Source organism: Mesorhizobium sp. M1027 (assembly GCF_040318745.1).
Taxonomy (GTDB): Bacteria; Pseudomonadota; Alphaproteobacteria; order Rhizobiales; family Rhizobiaceae; genus Mesorhizobium.
This window is the reverse complement of record NZ_JAMYMW010000009.1, coordinates 257,288-279,494: the sequence shown is the minus strand read 5'-3', so window position 1 is coordinate 279,494 and position 22,207 is coordinate 257,288. Positions and strand designations below refer to the sequence as shown.

Sequence of the window (22,207 nt, the reverse complement as noted above, 5' to 3'; positions counted from 1 at the left end):
CCATGACCGACGCGACCGCTGCCTACGCGGCCGGGCTGCCGCGGCGTCCCGACGACGCGCTGCGCGACGTCAAACGAGCCCACCGGCCATTCCCGCTCGTCCGGCTGGCGCTCTGGGCATTCACCGTCGCCGTTGCCGCCGGCTTCGCCTATATCGTCGCGGTCAACCCGAATTTCGGCTGGCCGGTGGTCGCCCAGTATTTCTTCGATCCGACGGTCATGCAGGGGCTTTCCGTAACACTCGGCCTGACGGTCGTGGCGATGATCCTGGGCATCGTGCTCGGCCTGCTGCTCGCCATCGCGCGCATGTCGAACGACAGGCTGGCATCCTTTCTCTCCGGCCTGTTCATTTGGTTCTTCCGGGGAACGCCGCTGCTGGTGCAATTGATCCTGTGGTACAACCTTTCGACGCTGTTTCCGCGCATTTCCATTGGCTTCGCCAGCTGGAACACTAACGACCTGATCACGCCTTTGACGGCCGCCGTTCTTGGTCTGGCGCTGAACGAGGCCGCCTACATGGCCGAGATCATTCGTGGCGGGCTGCTGTCGGTGGACAAGGGACAGGCCGAAACGGCTGAAGCCTTCGGCATGACCCGCGCGCGGGCCTTGCGGCGCATCATCATCCCGCAGGCGATGCGATCGATCGTGCCGCCGACGGGCAATCAGCTGATCAGCATGATCAAGGCGACGTCGCTCGTCAGCGTCATCGCCATGGCCGACCTGCTCTACTCGGTGCAGTCGATCTACAACCGCACCTTCGAAATCATTCCGCTGCTGATGGTTGCAGTGCTGTGGTACCTGCTGATCACCTCGATTCTTAACGTGGCGCAAGGCGCGATCGAACGCCACTACAGCCGCGGCGACCGCGGCGCGCGTGAGAAGACGGCGACCGCCACACTGGAGGCCGCCAATGAGCGCGCATGACACGCCCCTGGTCAGGGCACGCAACGTTCACAAGGCGTTCGGCCCGCTCGAGGTGCTGAAGGGCATCGACCTGGACGTCGCGCCTGGCGAGGTGGTGGTCATTCTCGGACCGTCCGGCTCCGGCAAATCAACCTTCCTGCGATGCATCAATCATCTGGAGGCGATCGACCAAGGGTCGATTGAGGTGGACGGCGAGCAGATCGGCTACCGGCTGCACAACGGCCGGCTCGACAAACTCTCCGACCGGGCGATCGCGGCGCAGCGGCGCAAGATCGGCATGGTGTTCCAGCAGTTCAACCTCTATCCACACATGACGACCCTGCAGAACGTCATCGAGGCTCCGGTCGGCGTTCACCGGGAGAACCGCAAGGAGGCGATCGGCTACGCCCGCGAACTGCTGACCCGCGTCGGTCTCGCCGACAAGATCGACGCCTATCCGCGCCAGCTTTCAGGCGGCCAGCAGCAGCGCGTCGCCATCGCCCGTGCGCTCGCCATCCGCCCGAAATTGATGCTCTTCGACGAGCCGACGTCGGCGCTCGATCCGGAGCTGGTCGGCGAGGTGCTCGCGACCATGCGCGATCTCGCCAGGCAGGGCTTGACCATGATCGTCGTCACGCACGAGATCGGCTTTGCCCGCGAGGCGGCGGATCGGGTGGTGTTCATGGACGACGGCAATGTGATCGAGGCCGGGCCTCCGGACGAGGTTCTCGCCAAACCCAGGCACCCGCGCACGCGGGCCTTTTTAAGCCGTTTCATCTGACAGCAAAGCCGGCACGATTACGTGCTCGGCAAAGGACCTTTCGATGCCAAAGACCTCCAACCAGTTCGCCGACATTTCCGACTTCGCCGACAAGGCCGCCGAGCTTGCAGCGGCCCGCCAGCACCTGCACGCGCATCCCGAGCTTTCATTCCAGGAGCACGAAACCGCTGCATACGTTGCCGAACGGCTCGAAAGCTGGGGCTACGAGGTGACGCGTAATGTCGGTGGCCTCGGCGTCGTCGGCCGCTTGCGCCAGGGCAGCGGCCGCAGCATCGCCATCCGCGCCGACATGGACGCCTTGCCGATTACCGAAGCGACCAATCTCCCTTATGCCAGCCAGGCCAGCGGCAAGATGCACGCCTGCGGCCATGACGGCCACACCACGATGCTGCTCGGCGCCGCCGAATACCTGGCGCGCACGCGGCATTTTAACGGCACGGTGAACCTCATCTTCCAGCCGGCCGAGGAAGCCGGCAAGGGAAGCGGGGCGCAGGCGATGATCGCCGACGGCCTGTTCGAGCGCTTTCCCTGCGATGCGATATTCGGGCTGCATAACCATCCGGGCGCGCCGACGGGTTCGTTCCTGATGCGCGCCGGGCCGCTGATGGCGGCGAGCGATACCGTGACGATCAAGATAACCGGGCGTGGCGGCCACGCCTCGCGTCCGCACCTGACGGTCGACCCGATCGTCGCTGCCGCCAACATCGTCATGACGCTGCAGACGGTGGTGTCGCGCAACGTCAACCCGATCGAGACGGCTGTCGTTACCGTCGGCACCATTCACGGCGGCACGGCCTCCAACGTCATCCCGGAACACGCCGAGATCACGCTGAGCGTCCGCTCTTTCTCGGCCGAGATTCGCGACACGCTCGAGCAGCGTATTCGCAATATCGTAGCACTTGTGGCGCAGGCGCATGGCGCTACGGTCGAGATCGACTACGAGCGCGGCTACCCGGTGGTGGTCAATTCCGAGGGCGAGACGTCCTTCGCGACAGACGTCGCTGTCGAGCTCGTTGGTCAGGACAGGGTGTCTGTCTGCCCGTTGATCCCCGGCAGCGAAGATTTTTCTTATTTCCTCGAACACAAACCCGGTTGCTTCCTGCGCCTCGGAAACGGCGAGGACTCAGCCATCCTGCACAGCCCGAAATACGATTTCAACGACGGCAATCTGACCGTCGGCGCAGCGCTCTGGGCTCGATTGACCGAGAGATTCCTGGCCGCTTGATCATCCCTGCGGCTTGGATTGTCTAACGGCCGGCCGAGCAGAATTGGCCGGCCGGCCGTCCGACGATCCTCAACGAGCTCTCACCGCATTCCGCCTCTTCGAATAGGATAAGAGTTTCGCTCTCAGACGAACAAAAAGTCACTCGTTGTCAGCGTGTTCGTAAAGTTTGCGAGAGTAACTTGATCGACTCCCGCGGTAATGATGGTGTCGGTTCCAGTTTGCGCAATAGTGAGATCATCGAACGATTGCACGCCCTCCACGCCGCTAAACACGATAGTGTCGCCTTGGGTCTGGCTGAAGTCGTAAATGGTGTTTTGGGTTCCGACCGTCATTGAACCATCGTCCTTGAATATGAATTGGTCTTTGCCGCCCTGAGCCAACTCGCTCAGTTGCCCGTCGCCCCACATGTCATTGATGACCGTGCAGCCGGGTGCCGCGCTCCCGGCGTACAGGGTATCATTTCCACCCTTGGCCGAACCGGACATTTGCAGAGCGTCGCCGCACAGGAAGTTACGGACCTGGCCGTTTTCGCTGTTGTGGCCCCCGGTAAGAATGTCGTTGCCGCCCTGGGCGGAACCGGACATAGCAAGGGCGTCGCCGTACAACTCGCTTAGAACATCCGGACCGGAGCTCCTGTCGCCGCCGGTCAGGGTATCATTGCCGCCCACAGCGCTGCCGAGCATCGTGACAGCGTCGCCATACCCCAAATTGTGGGTGCCTTGCAGCACGGCCACGTCATCGCCCCCAAGCGCATGGTCGGACATGTTGCCGCCCGCGTCACCGTAGAAAGTTATCTCCGAGCCACCCGCGCTCGTGAAGTTGTCGTTGCCGCCTTTGGCAAAACCGGAAAGATCACCGCCCGCATCGCCAAAGAGGGTTTTGTTCGGGATCGCCCCACCCAGATCCGTGTAATGGTCGTCGCCGCCCTGAGCATGGTCCGACATGTCACCGCCGGCATCGCCGAAGAAAGTGCTGGTGGAAAAGAAGGCGCCCGTGAACGTGTCGTTGCCGCCCTTGCTGTTGCCCGACATATCGCCGCGGGCATCGCCGTAGAAAGTGTTGAGCGAGTCGGTCCGGCTCGTATAGCTGTCGTCGCCGCCCTGGGCATTGCCGGACATGTTGCTGCCGGAGTCACCGAAGAAGGTGTTCGTGGCCTGTCTGGAGCCCTGGAAGGTGTCGTTGCCGCCCTTGCTGTGATCCGACATTTCGCCGCCCGCATCACCGTAAAAGGTGTGGGTAGCTCCTTGCACAGTGCTGGTCAGGAAAGTGTCATCCCCGCCCCGGCCATAGCCGAACATCTTGCCGCCGGCGTCACCGTAGAAGGTATCGACTACCTGCCTTGCCACTCCACTGTTGAAGGTATCGTTGCCGCCCCTGCTATGGTCCGACATATCGTCGCCCGCGTCACCAAAGGCAGTGGTGGTGGAGGATGACAGCCCCGTGGTGAAGGTATCGTCACCGCCCCGAGCAAAATTGAACAAGCTCCGAGCCGCGTCGCCGTAGAAGGTGTAGGTCGACGGTGCGGTTTCCGTGAAGGTGTCGTTGCCGCCCCTCGAGAAATCGAGCAGGCTGCCGCCAGCGTCGCCGGTCAAGACATTCGTGTCAGGATCCCCTGTGAGGGCCTCATCGATACCCCACTGATGATCTGCTAGATCACCGGTAGTAAAGGGAACGCGTTTAGACATTATCCGCTCTCCTGTTGAGCCTGCCCGTCCCATGACAGCCGTACGATTTGAGGCAAGAGCGAGCAATAATCCCGAAAGGCTATGTCTTTAGGCGTAGGGATCGGTAACACCGGCGCGCCATTAGCGGCATCCGGACTATCCCAGCCTTGCCCGAGCCTTCGCCGTCCAGGCGTTGAACAGCCGGTCGGCGACGATGCCGATGAAGGCAATGGCCAGGCCGGCGACGATGCCGCGGCCGGAATCGGCCTTGGACAGGGCGATGAACACCTCCTGGCCGAGATCGCGCGTGCCGACCATGGCGCAGATGATGATCATCGCCAGTGCCATCAGGATCGTCTGGTTGACGCCAAGCATGATCTCTGGAAGGGCCAGCGGCAGCTGCACGCGAAAGAAGGTCTGGCGCCTGGTGCAGCCGGACACCTTCGCCGCCTCGATCAGCGCCGGCGGCACCTGCCGGATGCCGTGATTGGTGTAGCGGATCGCCGGCACCACGGCGAAGGCGACGGTGGCGATCATCGCGGTGACGTCGCCGACCCTGAACAGCATCACCACCGGAATGATGAAGCAGAACGACGGCAGCACCTGCAGCGTGTCGATGACCGGCGTGACGGTCTTTTCGAAACGGTCGCTGCGCGATGCCATCAGCCCGATCGGAATGCCGATGAGGCAAGCGATAAAGGCCGAGATGCCGCACAAATAGACCGTCGCCATGGTCTTTTCCCAAAGGCCGGTGACGGCGCAGAACGCTGTCAATGCCGCGACCAGGGCGGCGAGGCGGAAGCCGCCGAGCTGGTATCCGGCAAGGCCAAGGAGACAAACCGCGCCCAGCCACGGAAAGCTCTCGCAGAAGGCGCGCACCGGGTTCAGCACGTTGAGGATAAGCGCCACGCGGAACGCTTCGATCGTGTCGAAGAAGTTGATGGTGATCCAGTTGACCGCCGCCTTCCACAAAGGCGCGGTGGTTAAGGTGATCGCCTTCGGCATCGCGGCGAAGGCCGGCACGAACAGGCCGAGCAGCGTGGTGACGGCGAGAATGGCGACGGCCAGCGTCAGATTGGGATAACGCCGCCAGAAGCTGGTGCCGGCCTGATGGCGGACATTGCCCTTGGCGTGATTGTGGGCGATCGCCTGGCTCAGCCGGTCGAGTGCAATCGCCAGTGCGACGATGGCGAGGCCAGCTTCCATCGCCTCGCCGACCTTGAGCGCGCGCAACGCCAAAAGCACGTCATAGCCGAGCCCACCGGCGCCGATCATCGAGGCGATGATCACCATATTGAGCGCCAGCATGATGACCTGGTTGACGCCGACCATCAATGTCGGCCGTGCCGACGGCAACAGCACCCGCCACAGCTTCTGCCGTGCCGTGCAGCCGGCCATCTCGCTGAAATCGTCGATCTCCGACGGCACCCGCGACAGGCCGAGCATCGTCGCCCGCACCATTGGCGGCGTCGCGAAAATTGCCGTCGCGATCATTGCCGAGACCGGGCTGTTGCCGAACAGAAGCAGCATCGGGATAAGATAGGCGAAGGTCGGGATCGTCTGCATCAGATCGAGGGCAGGGGAGATCAACAGCCTCTCCGCCCAGGGCTTGCGCCATGCCCAGATGCCGGCGAGCAGCCCGGTGACAATGCAAAACGGCACAGCGATCGAGATCAAGCCCAGCGTCAGCATGGCGCTGGTCCACTGCCCGAACAGCGCGATGTAGAGAAAACAGCCGCCGGCCAGCGCACCCAGCTTCCAGCCGCCGGCGGCGCGTCCGGCAAGGTAGGCGGCAGCGCAGACGCCGACCCAGGACAGGCGCGGCAAGACGACCATATCGGCGCCATGGCCGATCTTGAAATTCTTGGCCAGAAGAGCGAGCGCGAAATCGAGCGGCACGCCGAGCACCGCGGTGATCGAACGGGTCAGCCAGGAGAAATTCGACTTCACCCAGTTCATCAGCGCACCGACCCAGTCTGCGACAGGAACGATCGCGCCGGCCGGGTAATCGACCGCCCAGGGCAGGCTTTCCTGCAGCAGGAAGACGACAAGCACGGCGGCGAGCGCGCAGGCCCAGATCGCCAGCCAGGTTTGAACCGGCCGGGGCCTCGCTGTGCTGGCGCTTGCCGTGACCGTCATGCGCCGGCCCCACGACGTTCTATGCCGACGAGAAGATCGATCACCGCCTGCGGCGTGACCTCGCCGATCGGCTTGCCGGTGCCGTTGACCACCGCGAAGGGCTTGCCGGCAGAGACGATATCAGCCGAAAAACTTGATATCTTGGCATCCGGCGCGACCGTGCCGCCGTACTCGGCGCCGTCGCAGGCGCGCATCAGGCTGCGCGCCGATATCACTTTGGCGCGATCGACATCGCGGGTGAATTCGGCGACATAGTCGGTCGCCGGATTGACGACCAGCTCTTCCGGCGTGCCGATCTGGATGACCTCGCCGTCCTTCATGATGGCGATCCGGTCTGCCAGCCGGATGGCCTCGTCGAAATCATGGGTAATGAAGACGATCGTCTTGTGCAGCATGGTCTGCAGCCGCATCAGCTCGTCCTGCATCTCACGGCGGATCAGCGGATCGAGGGCCGAGAACGGCTCGTCGAGGAACCAGATTTCCGGCTTCGTGGCGAGGCTGCGGGCGATGCCGACACGCTGCTGTTGTCCGCCGGAAAGCTCGCGCGGATAGAAATGCTCGCGGCCGCGCAAGCCGACCAGCTCGATCACTTCCCGTGCGCGCGCCTCGCGCGTCGGCCGGTCCTGTCCCTGGATGCCCAAGGGAAAGGCGATGTTCTCCAGTACGTTGAGATGCGGCAGCAAGGCAAAATTCTGGAACACCATGCCCATACGGTGGCGTCGCAGCTCGATCAGCGCGGCATCGGAAATCTTGAGCAGGTCCTTGCCTTCAAACTCGACCTTGCCGTGGGTCGGCTCGATCAGCCGCGACATGCAGCGCACCAGCGTCGACTTGCCTGACCCCGAAAGTCCCATGATGATGAAGATCTCGCCCTGGCGGATTTCGAGATCGACGGCGCGCACCGCCCCAACCAGTCCGGCCGCGGCGATGTCCGTCATGCTGGCCTTGCCGTCGCGCCGGCGGATGAAATTGGCCGCGTCCGCCCCAAACAGCTTCCAGACATTGCGGCAGGCAAGCTTTATCGGGCGTGCATCGTTGCCGGCTTTCGCCGCCTGTTCAATCGTATCGCTCATTCAACCGTCCTTCTGGAATAGGGGATCGAGACCCGGCCCTGAATGGCCGGGTCGTCGCGTTTCCAGTCAGACGGTCACTCGGCCCAGGCTTTCCAGTCGGCTTCGTGGGCGGCGATCCAGGCGGCGGCGACATCTTCCGGCGTCTTGCCTTCGAGATCGATCTCGCCGCTCATCTTGTTGAGCTCGTCGGTATCGACCGTGTAGTTTTTCGCGACCTTGTAGGCGACCGGCCATTTGTCCTTCATGCCGGCCCAGGAATATTTCCAGATCTCGCCATGCGGCTTGCCGCAGTCATATTTGGCATCTGGGTTCACGCCCCATTTCGGGTCGTTGTAGCATTCCGGCGTATAGTCGGGGAATTCGACCCATTCGCCCTTGTATTTGGCCGGCGCCCAATGCGGCGAATAGATCCACAGCATGATCGGCGCCTTGCGCTGATAGGCCGAGTCCAGTTCGGCGAACATCGCCGCATCGGTGCCGGCATGGATGACGGTGAAGGGCAGTTTCAGCGCCTCGACGCGTTCGTCGTCAAAACCTTCCCATGTCACGGGTCCGCCGAGATAACGCCCCTTCGGCGCGGTTTCGGCGGTCGAGAACGCTTCGGCGCATTTCGGGTCTTTCAGCGCCTCCCAGTTAGGCAGGCCGGGGCATTTCTCTTTCATATACTCGGGAAACCACCATTCTTCCTTGGCCTTGGGTCCGAGCTTGCCGAGGCGTTCGGTCTGGCCCGTCGCGTCCGAGGCCTTCATCGCCTCGCCGGCCGTCGTGTCCCAGAATTCCAGGCCGACATCGATGTCGCCATTGGTCAGGCCGGTGGTCAGGCTGGAGAGATAGTCGGCGGTCGGGTACTCGACGGTGTAGCCGAGCTTTTCGAGGATGCCGCCGAGGATCTTGGCGTTCAGATTGACGCTGGTCCAGTCGAACAGCGCGATCTTGATCGGGTCGTTGGATTCCGGCGCTGCCGCATAGGCCGAAGATGTCAGTGCGGCTGCGGCAAGTGTTAAGGCTCCCATTGAGAAACTCGAAATCATGTTCCGAAGTGACATGCTTGTTCTCCTGTCAAGCTCTGGTGAAGTTATCGTTCGTTCCCTTCTTGCGTCTTTTTTTGATTGTGTTGGAAAAGCTGGTCGTTGCGCAAGGGCGTTGGCGCCAGATTGCTGCCGGCGCTGAAGCGGCGCAGAGCGGATGGTGCCCAATTTTGTGAAAATGTGCCGGAGGGGACCGTGTCATGGCTGCCGATGGATTGCCGCCAAGGCAGTCCGCGGATCGATCGCCGGTCTGGCGGCGCTATGAAAGGTGCGAGCCATCAAGGTCCCATGATCTCAGCTGTCGGCCTGGCGAACCCATCTCGCCAGAGCCGTTTCATGGGATGAAATTATATATACCAACATTCATGTCTCGCAACGCGTAATGCCGTCACGGTCATGCAATTCGGACAGGGCACTGCCGCCCGAGTATCCTCACGACATGATCAGGCCGCCATCGACATTGATGGTCTGCCCGGTGATGTAGGCCGCATCGTCGCTGGCGAGAAAGCTGACCAGGCCGGAGACATCCTCGCCGCTGCCGGCGCGGCCCATCGGGATGTTCTTCACCCATTCGGCCATCAGTTCGCCGGGCTTGTAATCGCCCATCAGCTTGCCCCACGCCGCGTCGTTATAGGCCCACATGTCGGTGTCGATGATGCCGGGGCAGATCGCGTTGACGGTGATCTTCTCCTTTGCCACTTCCTTGGCCAGGCTCTGGGTGATGCCGACGACGCCGAATTTCGAGGCCGCATAATGCGGCGTGTAGATAAAGCCCTGCCGCGCCTGGCCGGATGCGGTGTTGATCAGCCGGCCGCCGTCGCCGTGCTTGCGGATGCGCGCGATCGCCTCCTGGCAGCACAGGAACACGCCCTTGGTGTTGACCGCCATCACCTTGTCCCATTCGGCCTCTGTCATCGCCTCGATCCTGGCGATGGTGATGACGCCGGCATTCTGCACGGAGATGTCGACGCGGCCGAACTCTTGCTCGGCCAGGTCATAGAGGGCGACGACCTCGTCCTTCCTGGTCACGTCCATGCGCAGCGATGCGACCCTGGCGCCCGCAGCCTTCAGGTCGGCGGCAACCTCATCGACGCGCGCGTCGATGGCGCTGACGACGACCGCCGCACCTTCCGCGGCGAAGCGCCTGGCCATTGCCGCCCCAATGCCGCCGCTGGCGCCGGTGATGACCGCCGTTTTTCCCTGGAATCGCTTCTGCATCTTTTCTCCTACCAGCAGACGAAGCCGCCATCGACGATCAGGTCGATGCCGGTGACGAAACTCGAGGCGCGGCTGGCCAGGAACACGGTCGGGCCGACCATTTCTTCCGGCGCCGCCATGCGGCCCATCGGCGTGTCGCGCTCGAAGATTTTGACCTGGTCGGCGACCTCAGGTCGCTTGTTCATCGGCGTCAGCGTGTAGCCGGGGCTGACGACATTGACGCGCAGGCCGCGATCGGCCCATTCCATGGCCAGGCTCTTCGACATGTGGATGACCGCGGCCTTCGACGAATTGTAATGCGCCTGTGTCAGGCCGCGATTGACGATCGAGCCCGACATCGAGGCGATGTTGATGATCGAGCCTTTGCGCCGCGTCAGCATGACGCGGGCCTCGGCCTGGCAGGACAGGAATACGCCGCTGACATTGACGTCGTAGAGCTTCTGCCATTTCTCCAGCGACAGCGTCTCGGCCGGCTCAGCTCCGGCGACGCCGGCATTGTTGACGGCGACCGTCAGCGCGCCGAGTTCCTTCTCCGTACGCTCGATCGCGGCCGCGAGATCGGCCTCTGAAGTCACCGTGCCGTTCAGCACCAGCGCCTTGCGGCCCAATGCCGTGATCCGGTGCGCGGTCTCCTCCAGCCCGCCTTTGGAGGCGTGGCCGAAGCAGGCTATGTCGGCGCCGGCCTCGGCCAAGCCGATGGCGATTGCTTGGCCGATGCCGCTGCCGGCGCCTGTAACAAGTGCCACGTCACCATGAAGTTCGAATAGTTTCATCGTCGGTCCCTCTGTTCCAACCGCCGTCCTCCGGAAATAAAGGGGCGCCAACTCTGTTGCTGGCGCCCCGCGCGGTCTGGTGCCCGGGAGGATACCACCTGCTGCGCTTTGTTTCGATGGGCCGTCCTAGCTCGTGGCGAGTTCCATCACGGCGACATTGCTCGCTTCGCTGCGGTCGAGAATGCCGCGTTGCCGGCCGCGGCTCAGCACCAGCACGCGATGCGACAGGCCGAGCACTTCCTCGAGGTCGGAACTCACCACCACCACCGCCATGCCGGAACGGGCAAGGTCGGCGATGACATCATAGATCGCGGCGCGTGCACCGACGTCTATGCCGCGCGTCGGCTCGTCCAGGATGAACACCTTGGGCGGGCGCGACACCCATTTGGCGATGATCACCTTCTGCTGGTTGCCGCCGGAGAGCTTGCTGACCGCCTGGTTCGGCCGGCCCTTGACGCCGAGCCGGCGAATGCCGGCCTCGGCGAATTTCTGCACCGCCTTCGGGAACACCCAGCCATTCGGCGCGACATGGTCGAAATTGCCGATCGCCAGGTTCTCGCCGATCGTCTGGTCGAGCACCACGCCTTGCGCCTTGCGGTCTTCCGGTACGAGAACGACGCCGGCCTTGATCGCCGCCGCCGGGCCGTTGAGATGCAGCGGCTTGCCGGCGACGCGCACCGAACCCGATGAGATCGGATCGGCACCGGCGATCGCCCGCACCAGCTCCGTGCGTCCGGCGCCGATCAGCCCGGCAATGCCGAGGATTTCGCCGGCCCGCACTGAAAAGCTGACATTTTGAAAGCTGCGTTCCGGCGAGGACAGGTTCTCGACTTCGAGCAGCGTGTCGTTGCCCGGCGCCGATACCGTAGGGAACATCCGCTCGACGCTGCGGCCGACCATCTGCTCGACCACGGTGCGGACCGGAATGTCGGCGCGCTCGTGCCGGGCGACGATGCGCCCGTCGCGCATCACCACCACGCGGTCGGCGATTTGGGCGATCTCGTCCAGCCGGTGGCTGATATAGATGAAGGACATGCCTTCCGCCTTGAGCTTGCGGATTTGCTGGAACAGGAGCTCCGTTTCCTCGCCGCCAAGGGCGGCCGTCGGTTCGTCGAAGATCAGCAGCTCGGCATTGAGCGTCAGCGCCTTGGCGATTTCGACCTGCTGCTGGGCGGCGATACGCAGCGTGCGCACTTTGCGCTCGGGCGAGACATCGAGGCCGAGGCGCTTCAACTGGGCCGATGCCCGTGCATTCATTGCCGCGCGGTCGATGCGGCCGCCGCGCATCGGCAGGCGCCCCACATAGACGTTTTCGGCGACCGACAGATCGGGCAAGAGCTTCAGCTCCTGGTGGATCATGCCGATGCCGGCGTCGATCGCCGCGGCAGGATTGGCGGGGGAATAAGGGTTCCCCCGCCAGGTGATGGTGCCGGCATCGGGTTTCGTCGACCCGGCGATGATGTTCGAGACGGTCGACTTGCCGGCGCCGTTTTCGCCAAGCAGCGCCACGACCTCGCCCGGCCGCACCTCGAAGCTCGCATCGGCCAGGACCTGCACCGGCCCGTAGCTCTTGCAGAGGCCGCTGACGACGAGCCCGTTATGGGGGCTGTGCGTATGGCGAGGATCGGTGGACATCGTTGCGCTCGTTGACTGCCGGACTGATCTTAATCAGGGATGCTTGGCGATGAACTGCTCGACATTGTCCTTGGTGGTCAAAGTCGCATCCTGCAGCTGTTCGGCGGGAATGGTCTCGCCGGCCACCAGCTTGATTGCCGCGTCGACGGCAAGCCGGCCCATGCCTTGCGTCTGCTGCGTTGCCGTCACGTCGAAGACGCCGTCCTTCAGTGCTTTAAGCGCCGCCACGTCGCCGTCGAAGCCGGCAACCCAGACCTTATGGCCCGGATTGGCGACCTTTACCGCCTGCGCCGCACCGAGCGCCAGCGCGTCGGCCTGGCCGATGACGATCGACACATCCGGATGCGACTGCAACAGATCCTGCGTCAGCTTGAAGCCTTCGTCCTGGTGCCAGCCTTCGCTCCACAATTCGCCGACCACCTTGATGTCGGGATAGCCCTTCAATGCTTCGCCACAGCCCTTCGAGCGATCGACCTCGGGCGTCGTACCCTTCTGGCCGTGGATGATGATCAACTCGCCCTTGCCGCCGGCCTGCTTGGCGATGTAGTCGCAAACCGCCTTGGCCGATGCCACGCTGTTGGTGGCGATGAAGGTGTCGCCGGGTGCGCCGTCGGCGTTGCGATCGACATTGATCACTGGGATGCCGGCCGCCTTGGCCGTCTTGGTCGGCACGGTGGCGGCGGTGGCGCCGGCTGGAATGTAAATCAGCGCATCGATGTTCTGCGTGATCAGGTCCTGCACCTGGCTGACCTGGGTCGCCGAATCGCCCTTGGCATCGACGGTAACGACCTCGATGCCCTTTTCCTTGCCATAGGCTTCGACGGACTGCTTGATCTGGTTGAAGAAGTCGGCCTGCAGATTGGCGACGGCGAGGCCGAGCTTCTTGGCCTCCTTGGCCGAGGCCATATCGGACAGGCCAAGCAGCGGGATGACGGCCGCGGCGGCAAGCAGCAATGAACGTTTGGTCAGCATGTTATTCCTCCGTTGATGTTCAATCTGTCCTGCCCGCGCATCGCGGCGCCCCTTGGCCGAACAACTCCCAGTTTCGGATCACCGATCCGTTTTCGCCCGAATATCCGGGTGAATCTCATTGAGCCCAATTCTTCATTGTGCCCCATTCTTCATTGTGCTCGGCGCCGCCAGGTGTCGGTGGCCACTGCCAGCGCGATCACCACGCCGATAACCACTTGCTGGATGAAGGGCGAGACACCGAGCAGGTTCAGCCCGTTGCGCAGCACGCCGATGATGAGGACGCCGATGGCGGTGCCGCCGATCGAGCCGACGCCGCCCGACAGGCTGGCGCCACCGATCACTACCGCCGCGATGGTGTCGAGTTCGTAGCCGAGGCCGGAGCTCGGCTGGACGGAATCGAGCCGCGCGGCAAGCACGATGCCGGCGAGACCGGCCAGTACGGCGCAGATCGCATAGACCCAGTTCGTCAGCGACTTGACCGGTATGCCGGACAGCCGGGCGACTTCGGCACTGCCGCCGATTGCGTACAGGCTACGGCCGGTGGCGCGGTAGTTGAGGAAGATCGCGAAAACGACGGCAAGCACGATCATCAGCCCGACGGTGACCGAGAGGAAGCCGAAATGCCGGATGATCGACAGGCTGGTGAACCAGTCGGGAAAGCCGACGATCTGCGAGCCGTCGGTGATCATGTTGGCGAGACCGCGCGCCACCGACATCATCGCCAACGTGGCGATGAAGGGTGGCAGCTTGGTGATCGTGACCAGCAGGCCCGAAACCAGGCCGCAAAGACCGGCGACGACGAGGGCCGCGGCGATGCCGGCGGGCAGGCCGAGATTGAGATAGTCCGGATGGGCGACGAAGCCCATCACCATGGAAGCCAGTGCCAGCACCGAGCCGACGGACAGGTCGATGCCGCCGATCAGAATGACCAGCGTCATGCCGATCGCCATGATGCCGAGCACGGTGACCTGGTCGAGCACGTTGAGGATGTTGCGGACGGTCAGGAACGTGTCGGTGGTCAGCGAGAGCGCCAGGCACAGCAGAACCAGCCCGATCAGCGGACCCATGGTTCCGGCAAAGACAGCTGAAAACCTTGCGCCCGCCGTAGCCTGCGCGCCAGAGCCTGCCTTCAACTCGCTTGCCTTCAAATTGCTTGCGTCGTTGCTCACAGCCACTTTCTCTCCTCCACAGCAATCCGGCACTGCATCACCGGGCCACTTTGCTCACCAGGCTCCTCCCTGTGAACAATTTATCTTTAACATGCAATTTTGTTCAGCTAAACTGTTCGTCGGAAAATTGTCAAGGCCTGCCGCTTCATTCGAGGACGGGTTTGCGCTGTCCGCCGGTTTGCCTTACGCAAGGTCTGCGAAATCTTGGGCATTTCGAAGTCGCCGCATTGGAATTTCATGAGCAGAGCCGGCGGCTGCGGCAAGGCAAACAGATGACGATCGTAGAGAACGAAAGAGCCTCGCGCTTCCCCGACGCCGAACTCAAGGCCCGCGCCGCTTGGCACTATTACGTCGAGGGTCTTACACAGGAACGGATTTCCGAAATTCTCGGCGTCGGCCGCATCAAGGTGCATCGCATTCTCTCCGCCGCCCGCGAAGAGGGGGTCGTCCAGTTTCGCATCCGTGACAGCGTCGTCGAATGCGTGATTTTGGAGGAAAGCTTGAAACAGCGGTTCGGGCTCAGCCAGGCCGTGGTCGTGCCGTCGGCAGCCGACCGAAGCAATGCGCCGCTGATGATCGGCCACGCCGCTGCCGCCTACCTGGCCGACCATGTGAATGCCGGCGATGTCATCGCGCTGGGCTGGGGGCGGACACTGAAATTCGCCATCAATGAATTGCCGCGGCGGCCCATCGCCAGGACGACGGTGGTTTCGATGCTTGGCGGCCTCACCCATGCCCAGCCGCTCAACCCGACAGAAAGCGCCTGGGATTTCGCCGAAAAGATCGGTGCGGAATGCTTCCTGCTGCCGGTGCCGGTCTATGCCGACAGGCCGGAGCAGCGCGACGCCTTCATGAGCCAGCGCAGCGTTCAGGACGTCGTCTTCCGTGCACGCCGGGCAAACATCGCCGTGCTCAGCGTCGGCTCGTTTTCCAACGACAGCCCGATCGCCAATTATGGCTTCATCAAGCCAAGCGAACTCGAGGAATTGCAGGCGGCCGGTGCCGTCGGCGATATTCTGTGTCATTTCATCGACGCCGAGGGCCGCCCGGTCGACCACGAGGTCAACCGCCGCGTCTGCGCCTATCCGCTGCAGGATCTGTCGGATATCCCGAGCATCATCCTGGTGTCGGGAGGCAGCGAGAAGGTTGCGGTGATGCGGGCTGCGCTTGCCAACACCAAGGTATCGGTTCTGATCACCGACGAAGACGCGGCAAAGGGCCTGCTCAACCGCTAGATTTCGCCGAGAGCGCCGAGGCGGGTATGGATATCGCGCGTCGCCTGGTAGAGGTCGCGGTAGATTGCCTTGCGGTCGCGATAGGCGGCGACAAGCCCGTCGACCGGATCGACATGCCTGGTGGGAGCGGCAGCCATTACCTCTGCTGCGGCTTCCGGCGAGGCAAACCAGCCGACAGCCGCTGCCGCCAGCATGGCAGCGCCGAGCGCGGCGGCTTCGTTGACCGGCGAGACCGAGAGCGGCCGCTCGAGCACGCTTGCCATGATCTGCATGAGCAGCGCGCAATTGGTGCCGCCGCCGGCGGCAATCATCGCCGCCGGTCCGCCGGCCTGGGCTTCCATGGCCTCGGTGGCGACGGCCTGCTCGAAGGCGATGCCTTCCAGGACGGCGCGGAAGAGATGCTCCGGCCGGTGGTCCAGCGACAGGCCGACAATGGCGCCGCGCGCCGCACCGTCCCAATAGGGGCTCATGACGCCGGCCCAATAGGGCATGATGAGCAGGCCGTCGCTGCCTGCAGCAACATCCAGCGCAGCCTTCTCCAGCGCTGCCGCCGATGGCGAACCGGTCGTGCGAACGATCCAGTCGACCAGCTGCATGCCCGAGCGCAGCACGGTCTCCAGCATGAAACCGGAGCCGGTCGGCGAGACCAGCGTTCGAAAGGCGTCCGAGGTTTTCACCTTGCCGAAATAGCAGCCACTGACCACGCCGGAGCCGAGCGAGAGATAGCTCTTGCCCTCGCCGTAAACGCCCATGCCGAGGCCCATAGCTTGGCCGTCACCGGCGCCGGCAACAACCGGCGTGCCGGCCTTCAGGTCGGTCAGCTGCGCTATGCTTGCGGAAAGACTGCCGCAGACCACGCCCGGCGCGACCAGCTCGGGCAATTGCTCCAGTTGCAGCCCCGCCGCCGCAACGAGCTCTGGACGCCAAGTGCCTTTCTCAATGTCGAGCAGCCCGAGCGGATCCGCACTTGCGGTGCTGGTGACCAATCGCCCGGTCAGTCGCTGAACGAAGAATCCGTGCACGTCGACCAGCGCCGCTGCCTGGCGAAGCACTTCAGGCTGGTGCTCGGCAAGCCAAGCGATAGCGTAGAGTGCCGGCGTCGGGTCCGGCGGCTTGCCGCTCCAGTCGCGGATCGCTTCGCGGCCGAGTTCGGCCGAAAGCCTGATAACCTGCGGACGGGCGCGTTCGTCCAGCCACAGGATCGCCGGGATGAGTGCTTTGCCGGCGCTGTCCACCAGCGTGAAGGTCTCGCGCTGATGGGCGATACAGATCGCCGCCACCCGCGCAGCGCCGACCGCCTCGGTGACCTGCTTCAATGCGCCAAGCAGCGCCGTCCACCAATGTTCGGCGTCCTGCTCGAAATGACCGGGCTTCGGATTTGAAAGCGGGTACGGCTCGCGCGCCTGGAACAGCTCCTCGCCGTCGCGCGAGAAGGCAATTGCCTTCACGGCCGTGGTCGAGGCGTCGATCCCGATTACGACATCTTCCATCAGGCGGAGATCCGGCGGGGTCAGGCCGCGTTGGTAGCGAACCGTCCGTCTGACTGGTCGAGACGGCGGCGGATCTGGGTTATCACCATCGAATCGTCGGGTACACAATTTTCATAGGTCAGGAAGTCGCCGGTCTTGAGCGGCTTGACCACCTTGGCGCGTTCGGCAAGGCCGAGCGGCAGGGCGCCGCGGGCGCGCGCATCCTCCCAGGTCATGGCGAAGCCGCGATAGTCGTTCTCGCCGATCATGCCGAGAGATTGGCCAACGCCGAGATCGCTCTTGGCAACCGCCACCGCCTCGGCGACCGGATGGTCGAGCGGCTCCATGTCGGCACGCTTGTAGACCACCGCGCGCGCCGCCGACAGCGGCACTTCCAGGCTGGTCAGATGATAGGGCCGGAAGATCGTGAAATAGGGGCCTTGGCCGACCTTGAGGTCGATCATGCGCTCCAGCACACGCGGATGCCGGGTTTCGATGATGCAGAACACGCCGGGCGCCACGCCCTTGCCGATCGAGTAATCGACAACGCCCTTGCGGTGCAGCACGCCGCCATGCTCGCGCGGGCAAAGCACGCTTGCCAGCTCCTCCAGCGTTGCGGTCGGGCCGTGCATGCCCGGCACATCGGGCACCAGGCCGGTCGCATTGGCGATTGCCACCATTTCGATCGCCGTCTTCGAGCCGTCGACGAATTCGACCAGCATGCGCGCATTCATGTTGCGCTCGGCCGCCTCCTTCTCGTAGTCGGCTGGCATGGCGTCGATCTTCAGCGGATTGTTCTTGCCCTTGCCGGCGGCGATGATGTTGAAGCCGAGGCTTTTGGCAAAGCCGATGATCTCCAGCGTGCAGGCGGGCTCGTCGCCGGCGGCACCGGTATAGACGACGCCGGCCTTGCGTGCCTCCTCCTTCAGGAAGCGGCCGATGGTGATGTCGGCCTCGACATTGAGCATGACGATATGCTTGCCGTTCTTCATCACTTCGAGCGCAAACAGCGTGCCGATATTGGGATTGCCCGTTGCGTCGATGATGACGTCGATCCGGCCGGCCGCCGCCAGCGCATGCAAATCTTCGGTCACCGCGATCTTGCCCGCCTCGATGGCGCGGTCGATCGCCGCGGCATTGCCGGCCTGAACGATGTCGGAATGGTCATGGCCAGCGAGCAGCGCCGCGTCGATCGCCGCCTGCGGCCTGACTTCGGAAATGGCGCCGATCCGCATGCCCGGCATCAGCGCGACCTGGACGACGATGTCGGTGCCCATCTGCCCGGCGCCGGCAAGTCCGATAGTGATCGGCCCCTGCTGTTCAGCGCGCTGCAGAAGTTCCGCTGCAAATTGCGGATGGGACATGTCGCTTCCTCCAGTTCCTGACGCGCCGCAGCGTCGAAATCAACGTTTTGAACATTTCTATTTGCAAATGAAAAATATTTCAACCGGCAATTGGACATTGTCGCTCTGCAATCGGCGATGACGATTGGATGAGCGGTCAATCCACACGGCCGTGCCTCCGCAGTCAGAAGGACGCGGCATATTCAGGTTGATTCGGTGCAGCCTTGTGCAGTTCAGCTGCCGATTTCGAAGAAGGGCGCACCGAGCAGGCCGGGAACGACATCGATGCCGAGGCCCGGCCCATCCGGAATGCCCATACGGCTTCCCGAAACCGGCGGCATGTTGGATGCGGTGCGCACCGTCACCCATTCGTGAAAGGCGATGGCGTGCAGCCGGCGCTCCTCCGGCGTCGACAGCGACAGATGCGCCATGGCCGATGTGTCGATCTCGGCGCCGCCAGTGTCCTCGACCGTGATCATGAAGCCGAGGTCGACGGCAAGGTCGCGGATCTGGCGCGTTTTGGTGACGCCGCCAAGGCGTGAGATCTTCAGCGTCAGCCCGTCGGCGGCGCCTTTGCGATGGATGTCGAGCATATCGTCAAGCGAGGCGGCGGATTCGTCGAGCACCATCGGCTTGTCGAGCGAGCGGCGCACCGACAGGCATTCGTCGATCGTCGTGCAGGGCTGCTCGAACGTGTAGTCGATGTTGCGCGTCGCATCGGCGAACTGGCGCGCCTGGTAAGGCGTCCAGCCGGCATTGGCGTCGCAGAAGATGACGGTGCCCTTCGGCACGGCGGCGGCGACGGCTGTGACGCGTTCGATGTCGTCATGGACGTTGCCGCCGACCTTGACTTGCAGCCGATGAAAGCCGTCGTTGACGATGCGCTTGGCGAGTGCGGCCATCGCGTCGACGGTGCCGTGGGTGACGACCTTGTAGAGTTCGGCCGTCTCGCTTTCGCGCCCACCGAGCAGGGTGACCAGCGGCACGTCGGCGGCGCGCGCCGCGAGATCCGAGCATGCCATGTCGAGCGCCGACTTGACGTAGGGATGGCCCTTGAACACCGTGTCCATCAGCCTGTTGATGCTGGCAAGCCCGCGTGGGTCATGGCCGATGAGATGCGGCGCGATCTCGACGACGCCGGCGCGCGTGCCGGCGGCGAAGGCAGGCGAATAGAAGTTGCCGAGCGGCGCCATCTCGCCCCAACCGGTGAGCCCGCTATCGGTGGTGACGGCGACGATCACCGCGTCGAACGCATCGGCGACGCGCCTCTTGGACATGCGGTAAGGCCCATCAACGAAGGGCTGCACGACATGGTAGGCCTTGATGGTTTTGATCTGCACGTTTTCTGTCCGTTGTCTGCGGTATTAAGGGTGGCCCGCCAAGCTTATCGGGCTCGTCACGCGGTTTCTGGCCGGCCGCGGGTCAGGCTTGCACGATCAGCGTCATTTGGGCGGCGTCGCTCCAGCCCGCGCGCATAGGCGAGCAATGCCTCGAAATCGAAATCGATATGCTCCTTGGCGTGGCGCTGGGCAGCGCGCATGTCGCTGCCCTTGAGCAGCCGTACATAGGTCTCGTGAGCATCTTCGGCAGGCACCGGCTCGTTGCGCGCCCGCTGGTGCAGCGCGAAATACATCTGCAGCCGGCTGGTCAGCCGCTGCCACGTCTCGAGCAGCACCGAATTGTCGGCCCATTCGTGGATCAGGCCGTGCAGTTGCAGCGCCGTTTCGATCTGCCGCGTCGTGTCCAGTTCGCGCGTCGCCTGCTTCACCGCCGCATGGCGTCGGTCGAGCTCGTCGAAGTAGCGCTGGTCGCGAAGCGGCCAGGTCCGCGCGATGGCGAATTCGTCGAGCACTTTGTTGAGCGAATAGGCATCATCGATGTCCTTCGCGGTAACGTCGATGACGAAGGTTCCGGCGTAGGGGATGCTGGTCAGGATACCTTCCTGCACCAATTCGCGCATCGCCTCGCGCAGCGGCGCGCGGCTCACCCGCATCTGCTCGGAAATCCTGAGTTCGTTGAGCTTCTGCCCAGGTTCCAACTGGCCGGTCAGGATCGCCCGCCGGAGCAGCGCCACGATCTCGGCGCGTCTTGTCGTGTCGGCGATCGGACTGAAATCCAGCGTTGCCATTCCGGCTGCTCCAGCAAACCGGAAGGAAAAACAGATTGTCGACAATCTTACAAGAGGCGGGTCGTGGATTTCTTGACTTCCGCTTGGTCGGCGGCTTGCGGCGCAGGCAAGGCCGTCAGGCCGCACGGCCGCAAAAACCGACCCCGCTGAACATCACGCCGGCTTCTCGAAGCCGGCGTATGTAGCGCTTTCCCCCAGGAATTGCGTAAGACGGAACCTAGCAAAGCGGCGCCCTTGGCGTGGGAGCCGAGGGCGCCGCGGGACCGGACCTGATGGGGGTTATCAGGTGGCCGGTTTCTCGGGCAGCGGCGAGACCGGCATTCCCGGGCCGATCTTCTGCAGATTGCCGGTAATGACCCGGTCGCCTTCGGCCACGCCGCTCAAGATGGCGACCTGATCGCCATTGGTCGGTCCGAGCGAAACGACACGCTGGTCGACCGTGTTGTCCTTGCCGACGACATAGAGGTATTTGCCGAGCTGGCCTGAGCCGAGTGCCGTCTGCGGTACCATCAGCGCATCGGGCTGCTCTTTGACGTGCAGCCGGACGCGGACATATTGGCCGGGGAGCAGCGTGAACTTGGCGTTGCCGATCGTCGCCCGTGCCGTGATCGTGCCGGTCGAGCGATCGATCGTGTTGTCTATGAAGGTAAGATCGCCCCTCTGGCGCGGTTCCGTTTCACCGGGAAGCAGGACATCGACACTGATCGGTCCTGCGGCCCGGGCTTCCTCGATCTGTGTCAGGTCCGTTTCGCTCGGATTGAAGGTGACGTAGATCGGATCGAGCTGCACCAGCGAATTGAGCACGGTGCCGGCAACGCTGACCAGCGTTCCAACGGAAGCCTGGCTGCGTCCGATGCGTCCCGCGAACGGGGCACGGATTTCGGTATAGCTCAAATTGAGCTCGGCGGTCCGCAAGGCGGCCTGGTTCACGGCGAGCGAAGCCTGAGCCTCACGCAAGGTGCTGGTGCGGTGGTCGAACACGTCCTTGGCGAGATAGCCGCTCTTGGCGAGCTCGCTGCCGCGCCCGAGATTGGAGCGCGCATAGTCGAGTGTTGCCGTGTCGCGCTGGATAAGCGCCTTCGCCTGCTCGAGGGCAGCCTGGAAATCCTCAGGGGCGATCTTGTAGAGAAGGTCGCCCTTCGCAACGTCACTGCCGTCGATGGCGACCTGCTCCTGCAGGTAGCCCGGCACGCGCGCCTGCAGCGTGATGCTGCGGATCGGCTCCACCCGGGCGGCGTAGTCGAGATAGATCGGGATCGTCTTCTTGACGACGCTCACCACCGGCACCGGCATGACGAAGGCTTCCGGCTTGGGTGTTGCCGCCCCGGCTGTGCCGGCGTTGAGGCTGAGGCTGCCCATGTCGAGCAGGTGAACGCTCGCCACCGAAATCGCCCCAAGGGCGACGGCCGTTCCCAGCGCGATTTTCCATTTACGCATGATCAATTCTCCAGTC

The 22,207-nt window shown here is 63.5% G+C and carries 18 protein-coding genes; 4 read left to right on the top strand and 14 right to left on the bottom strand.

Annotation, left to right across the window (positions count from 1 at the left end; all coding sequences use genetic code 11):
• Positions 1-2: 2 nt before the first annotated feature.
• The 3 genes from NKH50_RS19460 to NKH50_RS19450 are packed head-to-tail and all read left to right on the top strand — an operon-like array spanning position 3 to position 2,908.
• Positions 3-923 carry an amino acid ABC transporter permease gene (locus tag NKH50_RS19460; protein WP_352645401.1) on the top strand — a complete coding sequence of 307 codons (921 nt, stop codon included), beginning with the start codon at positions 3-5 and terminating at the stop codon, positions 921-923.
• Positions 910-1,683 carry an amino acid ABC transporter ATP-binding protein gene (locus NKH50_RS19455; RefSeq protein ID WP_352701716.1) on the top strand — a complete coding sequence of 258 codons (774 nt, stop codon included), beginning with the start codon at positions 910-912 and terminating at the stop codon, positions 1,681-1,683. The genes NKH50_RS19460 and NKH50_RS19455 overlap by 14 nt, the downstream gene beginning before the upstream one ends.
• Before the next feature lie 43 nt (positions 1,684-1,726).
• Entirely contained in the window at positions 1,727-2,908 is a 1,182-nt protein-coding gene (locus NKH50_RS19450) for a M20 aminoacylase family protein (protein WP_352880494.1), read from the top strand.
• A 122-nt stretch (positions 2,909-3,030) separates the two neighbouring features.
• On the opposite strand, the gene NKH50_RS19445 is transcribed toward NKH50_RS19450, so the two are convergent.
• From NKH50_RS19445 to NKH50_RS19405, 9 genes are all read right to left on the bottom strand, one after another.
• Positions 3,031-4,593, bottom strand: coding sequence for a hypothetical protein (locus NKH50_RS19445; RefSeq protein ID WP_352880492.1), 1,563 nt, complete (start codon positions 4,591-4,593; stop codon positions 3,031-3,033).
• A gap of 135 nt (positions 4,594-4,728) precedes the next feature.
• Positions 4,729-6,711: an ABC transporter permease gene (locus NKH50_RS19440; protein WP_352880490.1), complete on the bottom strand. Its 1,983-nt coding sequence runs from the start codon at positions 6,709-6,711 to the stop codon at positions 4,729-4,731.
• Positions 6,708-7,784, bottom strand: coding sequence for a quaternary amine ABC transporter ATP-binding protein (locus NKH50_RS19435; protein ID WP_352645410.1), 1,077 nt, complete (start codon positions 7,782-7,784; stop codon positions 6,708-6,710). Before NKH50_RS19435 ends, NKH50_RS19440 begins: the two co-directional genes overlap by 4 nt.
• 74 nt (positions 7,785-7,858) lie before the next feature.
• The gene (locus NKH50_RS19430) at positions 7,859-8,830 is read right to left on the bottom strand and encodes an ABC transporter substrate-binding protein (protein ID WP_352645412.1); all 972 of its coding nucleotides are present in this window, start codon (positions 8,828-8,830) and stop codon (positions 7,859-7,861) included.
• 414 nt (positions 8,831-9,244) lie between these two features.
• Complete coding sequence (locus NKH50_RS19425) at positions 9,245-10,030, bottom strand: SDR family oxidoreductase (protein WP_352505285.1); 786 nt, start codon at positions 10,028-10,030, stop codon at positions 9,245-9,247.
• 8 nt (positions 10,031-10,038) lie between these two features.
• Positions 10,039-10,803, bottom strand: coding sequence for an SDR family oxidoreductase (locus tag NKH50_RS19420; protein ID WP_352880487.1), 765 nt, complete (start codon positions 10,801-10,803; stop codon positions 10,039-10,041).
• 126 nt (positions 10,804-10,929) lie between these two features.
• The gene (locus tag NKH50_RS19415) at positions 10,930-12,438 is read right to left on the bottom strand and encodes a sugar ABC transporter ATP-binding protein (RefSeq protein WP_352880485.1); all 1,509 of its coding nucleotides are present in this window, start codon (positions 12,436-12,438) and stop codon (positions 10,930-10,932) included.
• Positions 12,439-12,471: 33 nt separating this feature from the next.
• Positions 12,472-13,410, bottom strand: coding sequence for a sugar ABC transporter substrate-binding protein (locus NKH50_RS19410; RefSeq protein WP_254820381.1), 939 nt, complete (start codon positions 13,408-13,410; stop codon positions 12,472-12,474).
• A gap of 149 nt (positions 13,411-13,559) precedes the next feature.
• Entirely contained in the window at positions 13,560-14,543 is a 984-nt protein-coding gene (locus NKH50_RS19405) for an ABC transporter permease (RefSeq protein WP_502905701.1), read from the bottom strand.
• 308 nt (positions 14,544-14,851) lie between these two features.
• Between NKH50_RS19405 and NKH50_RS19400 the strand changes: the two genes are divergently transcribed.
• Positions 14,852-15,814, top strand: a complete 963-nt coding sequence (locus NKH50_RS19400) for a sugar-binding transcriptional regulator (RefSeq protein ID WP_031211026.1) — start codon at positions 14,852-14,854, stop codon at positions 15,812-15,814.
• Here NKH50_RS19400 and NKH50_RS19395 read toward each other — a convergent pair.
• The 5 genes from NKH50_RS19395 to NKH50_RS19375 form a co-directional block, all read right to left on the bottom strand.
• Positions 15,811-17,304 (bottom strand): xylulokinase, encoded by a 1,494-nt coding sequence (locus NKH50_RS19395; protein ID WP_352880483.1) that lies wholly within the window; start codon positions 17,302-17,304, stop codon positions 15,811-15,813. The two genes, NKH50_RS19400 and NKH50_RS19395, sit on opposite strands and share 4 nt — an antisense overlap.
• A 20-nt stretch (positions 17,305-17,324) precedes the next feature.
• Positions 17,325-18,647 carry an NAD(P)H-dependent oxidoreductase gene (locus tag NKH50_RS19390; RefSeq protein ID WP_352880481.1) on the bottom strand — a complete coding sequence of 441 codons (1,323 nt, stop codon included), beginning with the start codon at positions 18,645-18,647 and terminating at the stop codon, positions 17,325-17,327.
• 212 nt (positions 18,648-18,859) lie between these two features.
• Positions 18,860-19,966, bottom strand: a complete 1,107-nt coding sequence (locus NKH50_RS19385) for a mandelate racemase/muconate lactonizing enzyme family protein (protein WP_352880479.1) — start codon at positions 19,964-19,966, stop codon at positions 18,860-18,862.
• A 56-nt stretch (positions 19,967-20,022) separates the two neighbouring features.
• Positions 20,023-20,754, bottom strand: a complete 732-nt coding sequence (locus NKH50_RS19380; protein WP_352880477.1) for a GntR family transcriptional regulator — start codon at positions 20,752-20,754, stop codon at positions 20,023-20,025.
• Positions 20,755-21,036: 282 nt separating this feature from the next.
• Positions 21,037-22,191, bottom strand: coding sequence for an efflux RND transporter periplasmic adaptor subunit (locus tag NKH50_RS19375; protein WP_352880475.1), 1,155 nt, complete (start codon positions 22,189-22,191; stop codon positions 21,037-21,039).
• Positions 22,192-22,207 lie beyond the last annotated feature (16 nt).

Excerpts from the sequence above, each read along its gene's own strand:
- NKH50_RS19380 (WP_352880477.1), bottom strand. The coding sequence starts at position 20,754 with ATGGCAACGCTGGATTTCAGTCCGATCGCCGACACGACAAGACGCGCC.
- NKH50_RS19420 (WP_352880487.1), bottom strand. The coding sequence starts at position 10,803 with ATGAAACTATTCGAACTTCATGGTGACGTGGCACTTGTTACAGGCGCC.
- NKH50_RS19400 (WP_031211026.1), top strand. The coding sequence starts at position 14,852 with ATGACGATCGTAGAGAACGAAAGAGCCTCGCGCTTCCCCGACGCCGAA.
- NKH50_RS19375 (WP_352880475.1), bottom strand. The coding sequence starts at position 22,191 with ATGCGTAAATGGAAAATCGCGCTGGGAACGGCCGTCGCCCTTGGGGCG.
- NKH50_RS19415 (WP_352880485.1), bottom strand. The coding sequence starts at position 12,438 with ATGTCCACCGATCCTCGCCATACGCACAGCCCCCATAACGGGCTCGTC.
- NKH50_RS19440 (WP_352880490.1), bottom strand. The coding sequence starts at position 6,711 with ATGACGGTCACGGCAAGCGCCAGCACAGCGAGGCCCCGGCCGGTTCAA.
- NKH50_RS19430 (WP_352645412.1), bottom strand. The coding sequence starts at position 8,830 with ATGTCACTTCGGAACATGATTTCGAGTTTCTCAATGGGAGCCTTAACA.
- NKH50_RS19455 (WP_352701716.1), top strand. The coding sequence starts at position 910 with ATGAGCGCGCATGACACGCCCCTGGTCAGGGCACGCAACGTTCACAAG.
- NKH50_RS19445 (WP_352880492.1), bottom strand. The coding sequence starts at position 4,593 with ATGTCTAAACGCGTTCCCTTTACTACCGGTGATCTAGCAGATCATCAG.
- NKH50_RS19460 (WP_352645401.1), top strand. The coding sequence starts at position 3 with ATGACCGACGCGACCGCTGCCTACGCGGCCGGGCTGCCGCGGCGTCCC.
- NKH50_RS19425 (WP_352505285.1), bottom strand. The coding sequence starts at position 10,030 with ATGCAGAAGCGATTCCAGGGAAAAACGGCGGTCATCACCGGCGCCAGC.
- NKH50_RS19395 (WP_352880483.1), bottom strand. The coding sequence starts at position 17,304 with ATGGAAGATGTCGTAATCGGGATCGACGCCTCGACCACGGCCGTGAAG.
- NKH50_RS19410 (WP_254820381.1), bottom strand. The coding sequence starts at position 13,410 with ATGCTGACCAAACGTTCATTGCTGCTTGCCGCCGCGGCCGTCATCCCG.
- NKH50_RS19450 (WP_352880494.1), top strand. The coding sequence starts at position 1,727 with ATGCCAAAGACCTCCAACCAGTTCGCCGACATTTCCGACTTCGCCGAC.
- NKH50_RS19435 (WP_352645410.1), bottom strand. The coding sequence starts at position 7,784 with ATGAGCGATACGATTGAACAGGCGGCGAAAGCCGGCAACGATGCACGC.
- NKH50_RS19390 (WP_352880481.1), bottom strand. The coding sequence starts at position 18,647 with ATGTCCCATCCGCAATTTGCAGCGGAACTTCTGCAGCGCGCTGAACAG.